We start from the raw sequence: 16,315 nt of genomic DNA on the forward strand, positions 1-16,315 counted from the left end.
TGGGAATGGGAAGAATTTTCATCGACGGGATTAGCTACTCGTCCAAAGGCGGCTAATAATTCGCTTACTTGTTTTTCCCGTCCGTACAATTTTTGGGGAATCAATAACTGACTTAATATATCTAATTTTCCGGGGCAGAAATCAGTAATTTCTCCCTTGTTTATTAATTGATGTAAACAATTTTCTAAATCTGCTAATAATCCGGCGGCGCTTTGATACCTGTCTTCGGCATTCTTTGCGATCAATTTCATGACTATGTGGGAAATAGTCTGCGGAATGTCGGAATTTATTTGGTCTGGTAAAATGGCTTGAGAGGCTATGTGACTGTAAACTATTTCTAAGGGGTCGTTACTGGGAAATGGTAATTCACCTGTTAGCATTTCATACAGGGTAACTCCTAGGGAATAGAAGTCGGTGCGGTAGTCGAGAAATCGGTTCATTCTCCCAGTTTGTTCGGGAGACATATAAGCAAAAGTACCGATTGTGGAGTTAAAATTATTGATTTGGGGATTTTCTTTGGGCAATTGCGAAGCAATACCGAAATCGGTTAATTTAATCACTCCTGTTTGAGAGTTGATAATAATGTTGCTGGGTTTGATATCTTTATGAATAATGTTGTGAAGATGCAGGTATTTTAAGCTGTTGGCGATCGCGATCGCAATCTTCAGACAAGTAATGAGTTCGAGTTTTTGTCTCGACATTAGTCGATCGACTGATTCGCCACCAAAATCTTCTAAAAGCAAACCCAAGCGATTGTTGTAACTTTTCAGAGTAAGGACTTTCACTAGACTAGGATGGTCTAAGTTTTCCCGAATCCGGTACTCATGCTTGATGCGAGTAATGGCATCGAGGGTAGGATATTCCCCTTTCAGGATCTTGAGTATGGTAGTTTGCTGCTGGTGAGGAATATTTCCTCGGTAAATAATGGTTTCTATACCTTCGTACAAAGTAGAATGGATTTGGTATTGTGAGCGAAAGGGCATGGGCTTTTCCAAATAACTCAGTGGATTAGAGATTTATACTTGACATGGCCATCATGGCATGGCTAAGTGAAAACCCGGAAAATTTGATAGGTCGAACGGGTGACACCTACATGATTCCGATATAGAATATTGGTAATTATGTAATTATTCTGAGATTCCTTCTAATTAATATCCCAACTAAGTAGCGGACGGCAACCACCCCCCTACTATTCGGCTCTCCCCACTGTCGGCACATCATCAGCAGCGATACATTATATTGAAGTAAATACACAAAAATTTACATATATAATTTGTGTATTACTCAAAATCGCTCCTCACCAGCAGCGATACAGCCCTCGCCAAGTTAGTAGGATAGGAAAATATGTTTGAACGCTTTACAGAACAAGCCATTAAAGCAATAATGCTAGCCCAAGAGGAAGCGCGCCGCCTGGGTCATAATTTTGTGGGTACTGAGCAAATCCTCCTGGGACTCGTGGGCGAAGGCACTGGCATCGCTGCAAAAGTATTACTAGACATGGGCCTCAACTTGAAAGAGGCGCGCAATGAAATCGAAAATATCATCGGCAGAGGTTCCGGCTTCCTACCGCCTGAAATTCCGTTTACACCTCGCGTGAAGCGGATTTTTGAGACGGCGCTGAATGAAGCGCGGCAGCTAGGGCACAATTACATCGGCACCGAACATATTTTACTGGGACTGATCCAAGACGACGAAGGTGTCGCGGCCAAAGTGCTGCAAAACTTGGGGATCGATCGCGCCAGAGTCCGCACCCAGGTAATTCGTGCCGTAGGAGAAGTGGCTGCGGTATCGGGAGGCCGTCAAAATACCGATCGCAAAATCCCGACTTTAGAAGAATTTGGCACAAACCTCACGAAGTTAGCCGCCGAAGGTAAACTAGATCCTGTCGTGGGTCGCGAAAACGAAATCGAGCGCGTCATTCAAGTGCTAGGCCGCCGCACGAAGAATAACCCCGTGCTAGTAGGCGAACCGGGAGTAGGCAAAACAGCCCTCGCCGAAGGACTCGCCCAGCGGATTGTCAACAGAAACGTCCCGGAAATTTTGGAAGACAAACAAGTAATCAGCCTCGATATGGGTTCGCTGATTGCAGGGACAAAATTCCGTGGCGAATTTGAAGAACGCCTGACGAAAATCATGGCGGAAATTCGCGCAGCAGGCAACATCATTCTGGTAATTGATGAAATTCATACCTTAGTCGGTGCAGGGGCTATTCAAGGCAGTATGGATGCCTCCAATATGCTTAAACCCGCACTTGCCAGAGGCGAATTGCAGTGTGTTGGCGCTACCACGCTGGATGAATATCGGAAATATATCGAACGTGATGCAGCTTTAGAACGGCGTTTCCAACCGATAAAAGTTGGCGAACCGAGTGTGGCGGAAACGATCGAAATATTGTATGGTTTGCGATCGGCTTACGAACAGCATCACAAACTGACAATTTCTGATGCAGCTTTAGAAGCAGCAGCTACACTTTCAGACAGGTACATTAACGATCGATTTTTGCCCGACAAGGCGATCGACTTAATTGACGAAGCAGGTTCCCGCGTTCATGTGCTGAATTCGCAAACTCCGCCAGAAGTCAAAGAGCTCAAAAAGCAACTGCCGGCTGTCAGCAAAGAAAAGGATATCGCTGTTCGGGAGCAAGACTTCGAGAAAGCTAGCAAATTGCGCGATCGCGAATTAGCAATTGAAGCCGAAATCGCCGAAGCCACAATCAACAAAAGCCAAGTCAGAATCTCTCCCATCGTCACCGAAGAAGACATCGCCCACATCGTGGCGAATTGGACGGGAGTACCAGTCAGCAAACTGACAGAATCGGAATCGGAATTGCTGCTGCACATGGAAGACACTTTGCACCAGCGTTTAATCGGTCAAGAAGAAGCTGTCACCGCAGTTTCTAAGGCCATCCGTCGCGCGCGGGTAGGGTTGAAAAATCCGAATCGCCCGATCGCCAGTTTCATCTTTTCCGGCCCCACAGGCGTCGGCAAAACCGAACTCACCAAAGCTTTAGCAGCTTATTTCTTCGGTTCCGAAGAATCCATGATTCGGTTAGATATGTCCGAGTATATGGAACGCCACACGGTTTCCAAACTGATCGGTTCACCTCCGGGTTACGTCGGCTATGACGAAGGCGGCCAACTAACAGAAGCAGTTCGTCGTCGTCCTTACACGGTAGTCTTGTTCGACGAAATCGAAAAAGCGCACCCAGATGTCTTCAACATGATGCTGCAAATCTTAGAAGACGGCCGCCTGACTGATGCCAAAGGTCGGACAGTAGACTTCAAGAATACCCTGCTGATTATGACATCAAACATCGGTTCTAAAGTGATTGAAAAAGGTGGCGGCGGCCTCGGTTTTGACTTTGCTGAAGATGCAGCCGATGGTCAATACAACCGAGTTCGGAATTTAGTAAATGAGGAACTCAAACAGTTTTTCCGTCCAGAATTTCTCAACCGCTTGGATGAAATTATCGTCTTCCGCCAGTTGAACAAACAAGAAGTCAAGCAGATTGCTGACATCATGTTGCAGCAACTTTTCAGCCGATTAACCGAACAGGAAATCACCTTGTCTGTAACAGAAGCGTTCAAGGAACTGTTAGTTAAAGAAGGCTACAATCCCAGTTACGGTGCCCGGCCCTTACGGCGCGCAATTATGCGATTGCTGGAAGACGTACTGGCTGAGGAAATGTTGTCTGGTAGGCTAAAAGAAGGCCAAAGTGCGATCGTAGATGTAGATGAAAACGGTGTAGTGAAGGTGTTACCCGGTGACTCATCGGAACCGAAATTACCTGAACTCGCTTTCAGCGTTTAATCGAGAGTCCTGTAATATAGGACACAGCACTGCTGTGTCCCTACCCAATAGAGATATGGGGTAGGGACACAGCATTATTTTTGATAATTCATCTCAATTTCGGTTGCATCGGAATTATTAATTTCTCTCTGTGTTCTCTGTGGTTAAATCATTCCGATACAACCAGAATTTATATGATTTAACCGCAGAGTACGCAGAGGAAGCAGAGTACGGGGAGAGATTTGATTCCGATGCAAACGGAATGATATAAAATCCTCTCTTCATCGTCCTGTATTAAACTCTCTCTTCTCTTCCTTCGCGTCCTTAGCGCCTTCGCGGTTAAATCATTCCGATACAACCAGAATTTATATGATTTAACCGCAGAGTACGCAGAGGAAGCAGAGTAGGGGGAGAGATTTGATTCCGATGCAAACGGATTGGATTTGACTTAATATTGAGGCACTGAGGGGTCTACTTCTTGACTCCAAGCCGTAATTCCGCCCTTAACATTAATTCCCTCAATACCAGCTTCCTTCAAAATACCCAAAGCCTTCGCAGAACGCCCGCCCATTTTGCAATGTGCAATTAATCGGTGGCCATTCAACAATTCCTTGACTTTCTCAACACCATTGCCGTTTTCAATATCCGGTAAAGGTACTAATACTGAGCCAGGAATTTGAGCAATTTGATACTCGTTAGGATTCCGAACATCTAGCAGCAGAAAATCCTTCGCACCGCTATCGATTAACTGCTTAAGTTCCGTGACAGTCATCTCAGCAACTTGTATTTTTGCTTCCTCTGCTTTGGCTTGAGGAATGCCGCAGAATTGTTCGTAATCGATTAACTTTTCAATGACTGGGCGCACTGGATTTGGCCGCAGTTTTAACTGCCGGAATGTCATGTCTAAGGCATTGTACAGCAACAGTCGGCCACTCAAAGTAGTGCCTTGACCCAAGATAATTTTGATCGCTTCAGTTGCTTGAATGCAGCCAATGACTCCTGGTAATACGCCTAAAACGCCACCTTCTGCACAGGAAGGTACCATCCCTGGCGGTGGGGGTTCTGGGTACAAATCTCGGTAATTGGGGCCACCTTCGTAGTTAAAAACTGTTGCTTGTCCTTCAAATCGGAAGATGGAACCGTAGACGTTGGGCTTATTTAATAGCACGGAAACGTCGTTCATCAAGTAGCGAGTCTGGAAGTTGTCTGTACCATCGATGATGATGTCATAGGGTGTCGCAATGGCGATCGCATTTTCGGAACTAACGCGAGTTTCGTACAAATCAACTTGACACAAAGGATTGATTTCTAAAATCCGATTTTTAGCCGATTCAATCTTGGGTTTTCCTATCCAAGATGTGCCGTGAATTACCTGCCGCTGTAAGTTGGAAGTGTCAACAATATCAAAGTCTACAATGCCAATGCGGCCAATCCCTGCCGCTGCTAAATACAGCAGCAGTGGTGAACCGAGTCCTCCTGTGCCGATACAGAGTACGCTGGCAGCTTTGAGACGCTTCTGCCCGTCCAATCCAACTTCTGGCAGGATTAGGTGGCGAGAGTAGCGTTCGTATTCTTCTTTGTTGAGCTGGATCTCGTCCAGATTAGGATTTAGCATGATATTCTGTGTAGCGCCGATTTTGAATTATATCCTATCTAAATCTTTCGCAGTTTGGCGTGTTTGTGATTTTTAGTAATTATTTCTTAATCTACTGTGAGGATTTCCTCGGCTTGGAATTTGTTTTCTGTGTCTAGAGTCCAACTGCGGACGTCTTCACAACGGCCTTGTGGAACGGACACAATGATGTAGGAGTATTGCGGCCAGGCGAGGGTGCGATCGCACTCTGATGGTATTGCCTGACCATCTGGGTGAGAATGGTAGATGCCGATAATTTCTAAATTGCGATCGCGCCCCTCTTTCATTCCCTTCAGCATATCTTGTGGTGATATAGCATATCTGCGTTTTTTTGTCAATAATTTTGAATCTGAGCAATTATCTTCAGTTTCCGCACTCCAGGCATTTTTGGTTGGCCAAACTGCTACTAAGGTTTTAACATTGTCCGCGATCGTACCTAACAACAAACCGCAGCACTCTTCAGGGTAGGTGTTTTCGGCGTGGCTGCGGATGGACAATAGGTGAGTCTGGGAAAGTGCGATCGATTGCATTGGTGATTAGTTATTGCTTAAATAAGTTTAGCTACTTAGCTGTTTGCAAAAAAGTTCTATAAGCAATGATAGCTTCAGTCTGATTTACAGAACCAACATATTGACCCAATACAGATAAGTCCAACTCTGGCAAAAATTCACTCCTTGAAATTAACTCATAACCTTCTTCTCGCAAGTGGTAAACAGAAAACTGATTGTTCACCCAAAACCAGACTTCAGGAATCTGCAAACCGCGATACACTTCCAGCTTGTCAATACCACCGCTAGTCAGAGCAATTTCGATCGCAATATCCGGGATTTCTGCCAATGTACCCAAGCAGTAACACTCATCTGGTTCCGCGCCCCGTCTCACAGCTTCACGGCGAAATGTAGCATTTCCGTAACCGTTGAGATTAATTAACCTTTCAACCGCATAGGTTTCGATCAACCGGGCAATAATTTTTTTCAGTCTTTCATGTTCCGGCGAAGTCGTCATAATAATTTCTAACGTTCCTTCCAAATACGTCATTCTGGGAAAATCATCAACAAACATATCAGAAAGTTGCTTATATTGTTCCCAAGTCACCTCATATAAAATGACGCGCTGTTGAGCGGCAGGAACCAGAGTTTCTGGATCTAAAAGTAGCATAATTAATTACCTGCAATTAAGATATATAAACTTGAGATTTTTCGATATTTCTCAACCTTCCTCTCTGTGTCCTCTGCGCCCTCTGTGGTTAGTAAAAAAAAGTCCCTATAGAACTTTAACGAACCGCGAAGACGCGAAGGACACAAAGGAAGAAAAGAGTCAACTCAATCAAGTGGGAGTTTGCTGTAACTCTGGCCGCTCATCGGCGACGATCGCACCTTCGACAGGACACACCTGCAAACAAATACCGCAGTCAATGCAGGTATCAAAATCAATCCAAAACCAATCTGTACCCTTGACATTTTTGCCATCGCCAGGTTGGATGCAAGCAACCGGACAAGCGCCGACGCAATCAGCAACCCCTTCGCAAATATTCGTAACGATAGTATGTGACACAGTGTTCTCCGCGATCGTACCGGGTTTTTTAGGTTGATAGTCCGTCCAGGACTGAGCTATTAATTTACCATTTCAATTGTCGGGAATCCTTCGGCATTCACCCAGGCAATTTGAGCAATGCGTCGATCGCGCGCATATTCCCGCACCCCATCCACAGTCTCCCGACTCTCCAAATCGATTTCTACCCGAACTACCTCGCTAGACTCTCGGAGTTTTCGAGCATAAACAAAAGCCGCAGCCGCAGCATCAGAGGTTTGAGGCACAACCAAAAAGTCGCTGGCTGGGGTCTCTTTTGCCAATTGACCCTCAGTTAACAAAATTTGGTGCAAATCTTCAATATTCAAACAAAACCCAATTCCTGCGTGATTTTGCCCTTGGGGATCGAACAATCCCAATAGGCGATCGTACCGTCCCCCTTGTCCCAACACTCGCTGTCCCGTCTTGGGACTGCTGACAACTTCAAACACAATTCCCGTGTAGTAGTCAAAGGTTTGAATCAAACTCAAGTCCAGGTGGATATGGGATTTCAGATTCGGGATTTTTGATTGACATTGGTATAGCAATTCGATCGCCGATTTCAGATTATTTAAGGCTGCTTGTTGTGGCTCATCTAAATCGAGCTTTGCCACCACAGGAAACACATCTTCTGGGCGGCCCCGCAAGTCAAATAATAGTAGAGCTCTTTCTCGCAATTCCGTAGACAGCGGTAAATTTTCCAAGCCTACTCGATCGAGATTGGCGATCGCCCCCCGAACTTGGGAGCGCACATTTGGCGGAAACGGTTCCAACAAAGTAGCAGTTAAACCCGCTTCTCCCAGCACCAAATGCCAGTCATCAATTTCTAAACCCTGCAAGCACTCAGACAGCAGTAGTAGCACTTCCGCATCAGCCATCGTCCCCCCGGAGCCTAGCAACTCTACCCCTGCTTGATAGAATTCCTGCTGCCCCCCAGAGCCTGTATCGGGGCCTTTGCGGAACACATTAGCGTTGTAATATAGACGCTGAGGCTGCCAGGGAGTCCCGGCCATCCGCATCACAGCAGCGCGGGCGATGGAAGCAGTCAATTCTGGACGCAAGCCTAATTCTCCATCGACGGCATCTTGCAATTGAATTAAGGTCGATCGGTCGATCGCCCCTCCAGCCATCAATGTCTCCAGCCTTTCTAGAGTCGAAGTAATAATCCGGTGATAGCCCCAGCGATGAAAAACTTGCTGCAAACGGCGTTCGATCGAAATTTTTTGAGCTACGTCAAGGGGCAATAAATCTCTTGCGCCCGATGGGGGTTGGTGAACCATATCAATTTTGGATTTTAGATTGGGGATTTTCGATGCAGCTAGAAACTTAGCTTGAGGGGACGATGTTAAAGTCGAACCTGACCAGTTTAGCATTCGACTTTAACCAATTCAACTATCACCAAGTCTAATTTTTTTGCCTCCGTCTCATCATTTCTTCTTCCCCCCACCAAACAAATTGGAAAAACTCGCAAAAAAGCCACCTTGCTTATCCTCACCCTTTTTAGCTTTCGCCCCGGAAGCTGGCTGTTCCAGCTTTTTCTTCACTTCCAAAGCCATCGGCTCTTCTGGATTAGATACCAAAGCTTTTTGCACCTCCAGCTTAGCCATTGTTCCTTGACCTTGCATCAAATAACACATTGCCAACATAGCGTGACACTTGCTATTTTTCGGTTCGCGCTTTTGAGCTTCCCTCAACTCCAAAATTGCTTTGGCATAATTTTTGCTATCCATGAATCCCTGAGCACAGCGGCAATGTTGTTCCACCAAGGAATCTTTTTTGGGCGGCTGTGGAGGAACAACCGGAGTCGGAGGTACTACTTTTAATTCTTTTTTCTTTTGCTCGTCCGGTTTCGGATTTGCCACCCCAGTTGAAATCATGACGTTTTCTTTTCGCAGCAGGTAAACCAGATTGAGTTCACTCATTTCATTGATGACCTCTAGGGCTTGCTCAGCGGATTCGTATTGGTTGTCCGCCAGTTTGCTCATTGCTGTTTTGTAAGTTTCTTCCCAATTTCCACTCCGGGCTAACTGTTTGGCTTCTGCGCTTTCGATTTGCTGTTTCTCTTTTTCTTTCGTGGCCCGCTTGCTGATAGCCGTTACTAGCAAATTATATTCTTTGCGATCGCTTTCCTTGGAGAATTTGTTGTAAGCAGGATTGACCACTTTTGACAAAAACTGATTAGCCCAATCTTTATCAGCTTGATTTTCAAAAGGGCAAGTATCCGAGTGCAAGCGGCGGACTATTTTCATATAGCGCTTGCGGATATCGTTAAACTCAGCATCTAAGGGAACTCCCAAAATTGCGTGCTGATCTGTAAAGTCAAACTTAAACAGCCCTTTTGTCATTTCAAAAGACATAAATGTTACTCTCCTTTCCCAGGCTTGTGACGATGCTTTATTCTTTAATGTAGCTTCTGTTAAGGGGTTATGACCCCCGTACTAATGCTTAGCCCAGGACTCCTGGCTGCTGCCCCCAAGACGATAAAGGGGGTGTTTTGAGCAATGCGTCGCTGAGTTCAGCATGAATCTTACCGTTTGTCGCCAAAACTCGACCAGAGTTAATCTCAAAGGGACTCTCGTCATAGGCTGTAACTTTACCTCCAGCTTCCGAGACAATGACTACGCCGGCGGCTACATCCCAAGGAGACAGTCCCCGTTCCCAGTATCCATCTAAGCGGCCGCAGGCGACGTGAGCTAGGTCGAGAGCTGCCGATCCACTGCGTCGCACTCCTTGGGTGAGGTGGGTGAGGTGACAGAATTCGGCATAGTTATTATCGGCTGTTTCCCGTCGATCGTAAGCAAAGCCAGTAACTAACAAACTTTTGGTCAATATAGAGGTTTGGGAAACTGCGATCGCCCGTCGATTGCGGGTAGCACCCAATCCTTTCGCAGCCCGAAACAATTCGTTATGAAACGGATCGAAAATTACGCCAATTTGTGGTATTCCTTCAATTAAAAGTCCGATCGACACACAGGCAAATGGATATTGGTGGGCATAATTAGTTGTACCGTCCAAAGGGTCGATCGCCCACAGGTATTTGCTACTGGCATCCCCTAATTTACCGGATTCTTCAGCAAGTATCCCGTGGTCGGGTACATGACGACCCAGAATTTCTAAAATGACGGCTTCGGAGGCTTTGTCGGCTTCTGTAACTAAATCTCCCGATCGACCTTTTTCTTGAATTTCTTCTAATTTTCCGCAGAAAGATTGCAGAACGGAACCAGCAGCGAGGGCCGCTTCGGTGGCTATTTCTAATAAGTCTTGAATTTTGTTAGTCATTTGTTATTTGTTATTTGTTATTGATTATTTGTTATTTGTTATTTTGCTGGCGAAATTCTCCGGGAGTTTGACGCAGTGGCTGTTTAGGATTCCAAATCCCTTTACCCATTAGTCTCGCCCATTCTTGAGCATTGACAAGTCGCTGCTGGTATTTCTTGTTAGGCGATCGCACTGTTGCCAAAGCATAGCCTTCTTTAACTAGCCGTTCATTGACCAACACTCCATCTTCCCACAAATAGGCTAAGAAGCGATCGAACCTATCTTTCTCTTCAACATCTAATTCTAACAACACCTGTTTCCCGCCAATAAGCTGTTCCAGTTGGTTTTTGGCTGCTTCTCCCCAAGGCTGTTGCTTTAAATCCGGTGCTTCAATCCCAATCAACCTAACTTGTTCTAACAGGGCAATTTTGTCTGCTGTACGGACAATTTCGATAGTTTGTCCGCTGACAGTCCGTTGTACTTTCACGAAAGTTCCTGTGGGAATTTCCGGTTTTTGGCAGCTAACTAACAACCAACAAAGGGCGATCGATAATAGCCGATGCAGAAACTTTCGGCATTGGACACTTATGCCCAGCGTAACCGCAGCATTAGTCCTTGCGTACTTGAGCCTCGCGTAGCCGAAACCTAGGAGATGAAGAATGAAACTTGGCATTTTGCATATTTCCGTAGGCATTGCGCTCACTCTTCATCTAATGGCAAAGCCACACGCACTTTACCTTTCCCGAAGTAGCGCCCAAATTGAAGTTCATATACTTCATCTTCATCTTGCGTCTCTACTTCCATGTTGGAACGAGGATAACTGACACACAGCAAAGCATAACCCTGTTTTTGCAGTTCCACCGAAAGTCCCATGGCTTCTGGTTGGTGCAGTTCCCCAGACTTAACGCGGACAGCACAGGCGGTACAGGCACCGTTTCGGCAAGAATATGGTAAGTCTACTCCTTGGTTTTCCACGTTTTGGAGGATGTAGCGGTCTTCGGGTACTTGCACGGTGTGGCACGAGCCTGTTTGTCTGTTGTGAATTGTAATTGTGTAAGAGCGAGTCATGGAATTTTAGATTTTAGATGTGGGATTTTAGATTTGAGTTTGGAGACCAAATTCTTGATATGAATCGGTTTGCGACATCTGGAAGCAGAATTTGCCCTACTTGTTTTACGCCCTATCCACATTAAACAATAAATTTATGCCCTTAGGCCTTGCCAAATCAGATTTCTTCTGATAAGGTAGTAAAACTGTGGCTAAAAAAACAAAGTTCAGCTTTGGAGAGGTGGCCGAGTGGTTGAAGGCGCAGCACTGGAAATGCTGTTTGGGGGTGACTTCAACGAGGGTTCGAATCCCTCCCTCTCCGTTGGATCTTGTCATACAAGCTTTACAGCAAAACGGCTTAGTTAGATATCTAACTAGGTCGTTTGTTTTTGGTATGGAGGATGCTAGCGTTCGATCTCAATGGGAGCATCCTATTTTTGCAAATATATCCTCCAACATTGGGATGCACCCCTCTCAATCCTTATTCCCCTGAAAAATACCGAAATTAGTACGGGAAGGGGGTAGGCAATGCCGCACTACCCCTACAAAACGATGATTTATATCAAATCCGTTGACATCGGAATTATTATTTCTCTCATCTCTTTCTCTGTGTTCTCTGTGTCCTCTGTGGTTTAATCATTCCGATACAACGGGAATTGATATTACCTGAGAATGACACCCGCACACCCTAGCCCCTAAAAAAAGAGAAGATAGAAGAAATCAAATATTGCCTCAAGAAGCACTCTTTTTAGGAGTCACTATCCGTTCGATACTCATAGCAGCCACGCTCAATGTCACCACAGCCATGCCGAGAATTGCTACAGGCTTTAACTTCTCATTAATAATCAGAAATCCGAAAAGCGCAGTCATCGCAGGTCCCAAAGTTCCAATTACTGATGCTAAAGCAGCCCCCGCAAATCGGATGGCAAAATTATTTAAAAGATAGCTAAACAGCGTCAGGACACCTAAAACTACACCCCCAACAATCAAACCAGGCCAAACATTTTGGTCGATACTAGGAGCAAAATTTTCTGACAGTGGCACCCACAAACTCAGGGCAGAAAACACAAAAATCGCCGCAAAATTCACCAAACTGAAAGGAATTGGATGCAGTTTGCCAGCGGCCATTTGCGTCAGCAATACGTAGCCAGCAAAAGTAATCCCTGAACCAAGTGCGGCTGTCACTCCCACTGCCACATTGCCACCGCCAGGAGTCGGAGAGGCAAAACTGGGCCACCCAGCTAAAATCAAGCCTGCGGTAATCCCGCAAATCGCTAACAATCCGACGTTGCTGGGGCGAGCACCAAACAATACCCAAGAACCGAGTACGGTGACGATCGGATAAATAAAGAAAATCGTAATCGCAATTCCCGCCGGAATATTGCCGATCGCCAAATAAATCAAAACCTGAGACAAAAACAGAAAAAATGCGCTTCCTAAAACCTTACTCCACAAAGCTCGATCGCCAGACTGGAACAACCGCCTAATATCTTTCCAGACAGAAGGATAAAGAAATGTCGCCAACACAGGCATCAAAGCCATCACCACGATCAACCGCATCAATAAAATCAACAGAGAATTTCCAAAACCAGGAGTCACAACCCCAGGCACTTCAAACCAGCCGAAAATCATCCTAGGATTGCTGCTTTTAATCAGAATTCTCAAACTAACATTAAATATCGACAATACCACCGCTGAAGACAAAGCCAACACCAAACCGATCTGCATTTGAGAAGGTGCTTTAGCCACGGCTGCTGTCGGCTGCACCGGATGGGGCCGTGGAACTGCTTCGTGGCTATCAGCAGGTACAGCAGGCATAATTTGTGGACGGACAGAATTAGTTAATTCCTCTGGATAGGAATCTTCTGCATCAAAAGGATTGTCAAGATATGCTTCTTCTTCTTCAAGTTCTTCCCTGATGCGGTTTACCAGATTCTGCAATAACTCTTCGCCTTGTCGCTCCAAGGTTTGCATATTGTTTAGCCGCACCGACAATTCACTTTCATAGCTGCTCAAATCTTGTTGCAGCATCTGAAAACTGCGATCGATCCGATCGTCTAGCGCCGCCAATAACTCAGAAGCGCGTTCATCATAGTTACTTGGTGGCATCGGTATGGGGAACTCGCCGCTAGGAATGGGACTACTGAGAGAATGTCCCGAATTAGCACTGAGTTCGTTAAACCGCTGCACTAACAAATCTTGGAGATTGTGAGCCAAAACTTGAGCCAACTGTTTGAGCCACAACTGCTGCTGATGAATATATCGGCCCGACAAAGATTCCATTTGCTGAGACTGCAATTTACGATATTGCTGTCTCAGGCTTTCAATATCCTGAATCAAGTGATTTTTTTCACTTTGGAGCCGTGTAATGTCCTGATTTAACTGGCCCTTGACATTTTCATGCAAAGCGTCCAGTTCCTGAATCACGGAGTTAAGGACTTGTTCTGCCGATTTGGCATCCTCTGGATCGCCTGCTGAGTATTTGTTCTCTTGCACCATTATTAACGTATAACCTCTAATTTAAACTGTACGTTCAGTATTCTGAACTATCTTTTAAATTAGTTGACAATTTTCAGTCACTTTATCTAAAAGACGGCTGACACTATAGTAGTTGCTAAGTTGGAGAGTAAAAAATTGGGTCAAACGAAGCTATCCCGGAGGGAATCGCCCGAAGAACACTTTGTGCAATTAGAAATTATACTACAACGCCATGCTGAAGCACTCGAAGCCGAAGTCAGAGCTTTGCAAACCGCAGATGAAACCGCCCAGTGGTCTGGTGACTGGAAGCGTTACTACAACTGGCGTTTCGCTAAAATTTTTGCCTCTGTAAAGATTTTTCGCAACTGGGGTGCAGATGCTGCTGCTTGGCAACTACTGCCACTGCGACAGTATCCCAATCGAGGCAATCAGAAGGATTAGTTGACTGTTGTCAGTTGTCAGTTGACTGTTGTCAGTTGACTGTTGACTGTTTGATATGTGGTATCAATTCTTGAATCCAAAATCTAAAATCCAAAATCTAAAATCGATTGATCGATCGCGCGATACTGAAAATTGCAGCAGCCAAACCTGCGGCGATGGGGATTGTGACTAACCAAGCCGAACCGATTGACAGCAAAGTATTCCAGCGTACAGATTTCCAACCCTTGACAAGTCCGACTCCCACAACTGCACCGACTAAAGCATGGGAGGTGGAAACAGGCAACCCCAAGCGGGATGCTAACAAGACAGTAGCAGCGGTGGCTAATTCTGCACAAAATCCGCCACTTGGTTGCAGTTGGATGATGCCCTCCCCCACTGTGGCAATCACATTTTCGCCCCAAAGGGCCAAACCGATGACTATTCCGACACCTCCGAGGACTAAAATCCACAGGGGAACGCTGAAATCATTCAGAGGAAAGGAACCTGTGCGACGGATATAGACGATCGCAGCTAAGGGCGCAACGGCATTACCTACATCATTGGAACCGTGGGCAAAGGCCACAAAGCAGGCACTGAGCGCTTGAAATCGGGCCATTTGTTGCTCGATGGGAGAGAGAGAAAGGGGAGTTCCCTCTTGCTTCCCCCCAACGGGACTTCCCTCTTGATTCCCCCCAAAGGGATTTCCTTCTTGATTCCCCCCTTGGGGGGGGTAGGGGGGGGTTCCTTCTTGATTCCCCCCAAAGGGAGTTCCTTCTTGATTCCCCCCTTGGGGGGGGTAGGGGGGGGTTCCCTCTTGCTTCCCCCCTTGGGGGGGGTAGGGGGGGGTTCCTTCTTGATTCCCCCCAAAGGGAGTTCCTTCTTGATTCCCCCCAACGGGAGTTCCCTCTTGATTCCCCCCTTGGGGGGGGTAGGGGGGGGTTCCCTCTTGATTCCCCCCAAAGGGAGTTCCCTCTTGCTTCCCCCCTTGGGGGGGGTAGGGGGGGGTTCCCTCTTGATTTCCCCCAACGGGAGTTCCTGCTGATGCTAATTTTTGCCAGCTATTTTGGGTAAGGGCCATAGTTGCGATCGCCCCAAGGCCAATCGTCACATCCTGTACTGGAAGATTCCAGCCCAATCTGTGGTGGATTTGGGCCAAAATTCCTGTCTGGACAAAGGCCACATCAACAACAGAGGGCAATACAATGACCCCAAATATGCTCAGCATTGCTGTACTCAGCCAAGGTATCCATTCGCGCATTCGATCCAGAGGGTCGGGTCGATCGAGCATCGAATACTTGACTAAACTGTAAAATATGGCGGCTAAAGCACCACTGGCGAATGGTGTCGCCAGCCAAGTTAGGGAAATAGTCCCGATAGTTACCCAGTCAACAGCACCAATGCCCGCAGCTACCCAGCTAAAACCGGCGATCGCACCTACAACCGCATGAGATGAAGAAACTGGTAAACCCAGACGGGTAGCGATTTGCAGCCATAAACCACAAGCTGCTAGCACTGACACCATCCCGATTAAAAATACTTGGGGCTCCTTGGCAAATACTTCTGGATTTACGACTCCCGTTGCCAGAGTTTCCGAAACTCCTTTGCCGAAAAGCACCGCACCTGTGAATTCCAGTATGCCAGCTACAATTATTGCCTGCCTGAGCGTTAGGGCTTTTGAGCCTACCGATGTTCCCATGGAGTTAGCGACATCGTTAGCACCCAAATTGGCCGCGACGTACAAAGCTAGTGCTGCGATCGCCAACAGGGGCAGAATTTCGCCCACAGAAATATTTAACATAAAGTTTTTTTGACATAAAACTGGCAGTTCGATATATGATAAGGGATTGTGAGTTTTGGAAAATCTTATGAAAGGCGCAGAAATAATCCGCTCCCTGGAGACGGAAGAAATAGATAGAGTCAAGGTAGAACTCAGCAAAGTGCTCCCCGAAATTTACGTCGGCGACACAGTGCGAGTCGGAGTGAAAATTAAAGAGGGCAATAAAGAACGGGTTCAGCCCTACGAAGGCACTGTGATTGCCATGCGTAACGGCGGAATTAATGAAACTATTACTGTGCGCCGTGTATTTCAGGGTGTGGGTGTAGAACGGGTGTTTTTGATTC

At 46.2% G+C, this 16,315-nt stretch carries 15 protein-coding genes and 1 tRNA gene; 4 read left to right on the forward strand and 12 right to left on the reverse strand.

All coding sequences use genetic code 11. The features are described 5' to 3' along the window. A partial coding sequence (locus tag AAFP11_RS26350) for a serine/threonine-protein kinase (RefSeq protein WP_341739691.1) occupies positions 1-983 on the reverse strand: 983 nt, incomplete at its 3' end. A 361-nt stretch (positions 984-1,344) separates the two neighbouring features. Between AAFP11_RS26350 and AAFP11_RS26355 the strand changes: the two genes are divergently transcribed. Then, positions 1,345-3,810, forward strand: coding sequence for an ATP-dependent Clp protease ATP-binding subunit (locus AAFP11_RS26355; RefSeq protein ID WP_341739692.1), 2,466 nt, complete (start codon positions 1,345-1,347; stop codon positions 3,808-3,810). A gap of 427 nt (positions 3,811-4,237) precedes the next feature. On the opposite strand, the gene moeB is transcribed toward AAFP11_RS26355, so the two are convergent. The 9 genes from moeB to AAFP11_RS26400 all read right to left on the reverse strand — a co-directional run bounded on the left by moeB (position 4,238) and on the right by AAFP11_RS26400 (position 11,317). Next, positions 4,238-5,404 (reverse strand): molybdopterin-synthase adenylyltransferase MoeB, encoded by a 1,167-nt coding sequence (gene moeB / locus AAFP11_RS26360; RefSeq protein ID WP_341739693.1) that lies wholly within the window; start codon positions 5,402-5,404, stop codon positions 4,238-4,240. Between the two features lie 86 nt (positions 5,405-5,490). After that, a complete protein-coding gene (locus AAFP11_RS26365; RefSeq protein WP_341739694.1) occupies positions 5,491-5,952 on the reverse strand; it encodes a M67 family metallopeptidase in 462 nt (153 codons plus the stop codon). Between the two features lie 31 nt (positions 5,953-5,983). After that, on the reverse strand, positions 5,984-6,580 hold the full coding sequence (locus tag AAFP11_RS26370; RefSeq protein ID WP_341739695.1) for a Uma2 family endonuclease: 597 nt from the start codon (positions 6,578-6,580) through the stop codon (positions 5,984-5,986). Positions 6,581-6,748: 168 nt separating this feature from the next. After that, a complete protein-coding gene (locus tag AAFP11_RS26375) occupies positions 6,749-6,976 on the reverse strand; it encodes a ferredoxin family protein (protein ID WP_341732525.1) in 228 nt (75 codons plus the stop codon). A 59-nt stretch (positions 6,977-7,035) separates the two neighbouring features. Continuing rightward, on the reverse strand, positions 7,036-8,271 hold the full coding sequence (locus AAFP11_RS26380) for an ATP phosphoribosyltransferase regulatory subunit (RefSeq protein WP_341739696.1): 1,236 nt from the start codon (positions 8,269-8,271) through the stop codon (positions 7,036-7,038). A gap of 147 nt (positions 8,272-8,418) precedes the next feature. Further along, the gene (locus tag AAFP11_RS26385) at positions 8,419-9,348 is read right to left on the reverse strand and encodes a tetratricopeptide repeat protein (RefSeq protein WP_341739697.1); all 930 of its coding nucleotides are present in this window, start codon (positions 9,346-9,348) and stop codon (positions 8,419-8,421) included. Between the two features lie 88 nt (positions 9,349-9,436). Then, positions 9,437-10,270: an inositol monophosphatase family protein gene (locus tag AAFP11_RS26390; RefSeq protein ID WP_341739698.1), complete on the reverse strand. Its 834-nt coding sequence runs from the start codon at positions 10,268-10,270 to the stop codon at positions 9,437-9,439. Positions 10,271-10,301: 31 nt separating this feature from the next. After that, the gene (locus tag AAFP11_RS26395; RefSeq protein ID WP_340524906.1) at positions 10,302-10,922 is read right to left on the reverse strand and encodes a thermonuclease family protein; all 621 of its coding nucleotides are present in this window, start codon (positions 10,920-10,922) and stop codon (positions 10,302-10,304) included. Between the two features lie 26 nt (positions 10,923-10,948). Then, positions 10,949-11,317, reverse strand: coding sequence for a 2Fe-2S iron-sulfur cluster-binding protein (locus tag AAFP11_RS26400; RefSeq protein WP_341739699.1), 369 nt, complete (start codon positions 11,315-11,317; stop codon positions 10,949-10,951). A gap of 214 nt (positions 11,318-11,531) precedes the next feature. Between AAFP11_RS26400 and AAFP11_RS26405 the strand changes: the two genes are divergently transcribed. Continuing rightward, a tRNA-Ser gene (locus AAFP11_RS26405) sits at positions 11,532-11,618 on the forward strand. A gap of 410 nt (positions 11,619-12,028) precedes the next feature. On the opposite strand, the gene AAFP11_RS26410 is transcribed toward AAFP11_RS26405, so the two are convergent. Next, positions 12,029-13,795, reverse strand: a complete 1,767-nt coding sequence (locus AAFP11_RS26410) for an EamA family transporter (RefSeq protein WP_341739700.1) — start codon at positions 13,793-13,795, stop codon at positions 12,029-12,031. 183 nt (positions 13,796-13,978) lie between these two features. Here AAFP11_RS26410 and AAFP11_RS26415 point away from each other — a divergent pair, with 183 nt between their 5' ends. Then, positions 13,979-14,215, forward strand: a complete 237-nt coding sequence (locus AAFP11_RS26415; protein ID WP_341739701.1) for a hypothetical protein — start codon at positions 13,979-13,981, stop codon at positions 14,213-14,215. A 97-nt stretch (positions 14,216-14,312) separates the two neighbouring features. Here AAFP11_RS26415 and AAFP11_RS26420 read toward each other — a convergent pair whose 3' ends face one another. Beyond that, positions 14,313-15,992, reverse strand: coding sequence for an inorganic phosphate transporter (locus tag AAFP11_RS26420; RefSeq protein WP_341739702.1), 1,680 nt, complete (start codon positions 15,990-15,992; stop codon positions 14,313-14,315). A gap of 67 nt (positions 15,993-16,059) precedes the next feature. Between AAFP11_RS26420 and AAFP11_RS26425 the strand changes: the two genes are divergently transcribed. Beyond that, positions 16,060-16,315: 50S ribosomal protein L19 (locus AAFP11_RS26425; RefSeq protein ID WP_341739703.1), on the forward strand; the 256-nt coding region annotated here is incomplete at its 3' end.

Source organism: Microcoleus sp. CAWBG640 (genome assembly GCF_020883015.1).
Lineage (GTDB): Bacteria > Cyanobacteriota > Cyanobacteriia > Cyanobacteriales > Microcoleaceae > Microcoleus > Microcoleus anatoxicus.

Coding starts and splice junctions, on each gene's coding strand:
- AAFP11_RS26400 (WP_341739699.1), bottom strand. CDS start 11,317: ATGACTCGCTCTTACACAATTACAATTCACAACAGACAAACAGGCTCG.
- AAFP11_RS26410 (WP_341739700.1), bottom strand. CDS start 13,795: ATGGTGCAAGAGAACAAATACTCAGCAGGCGATCCAGAGGATGCCAAA.
- AAFP11_RS26380 (WP_341739696.1), bottom strand. CDS start 8,271: ATGGTTCACCAACCCCCATCGGGCGCAAGAGATTTATTGCCCCTTGAC.
- AAFP11_RS26395 (WP_340524906.1), bottom strand. CDS start 10,922: ATGCCAAGTTTCATTCTTCATCTCCTAGGTTTCGGCTACGCGAGGCTC.
- AAFP11_RS26420 (WP_341739702.1), bottom strand. CDS start 15,992: ATGTTAAATATTTCTGTGGGCGAAATTCTGCCCCTGTTGGCGATCGCA.
- moeB (WP_341739693.1), bottom strand. CDS start 5,404: ATGCTAAATCCTAATCTGGACGAGATCCAGCTCAACAAAGAAGAATAC.
- AAFP11_RS26370 (WP_341739695.1), bottom strand. CDS start 6,580: ATGCTACTTTTAGATCCAGAAACTCTGGTTCCTGCCGCTCAACAGCGC.
- AAFP11_RS26390 (WP_341739698.1), bottom strand. CDS start 10,270: ATGACTAACAAAATTCAAGACTTATTAGAAATAGCCACCGAAGCGGCC.
- AAFP11_RS26365 (WP_341739694.1), bottom strand. CDS start 5,952: ATGCAATCGATCGCACTTTCCCAGACTCACCTATTGTCCATCCGCAGC.
- AAFP11_RS26385 (WP_341739697.1), bottom strand. CDS start 9,348: ATGTCTTTTGAAATGACAAAAGGGCTGTTTAAGTTTGACTTTACAGAT.
- AAFP11_RS26355 (WP_341739692.1), top strand. CDS start 1,345: ATGTTTGAACGCTTTACAGAACAAGCCATTAAAGCAATAATGCTAGCC.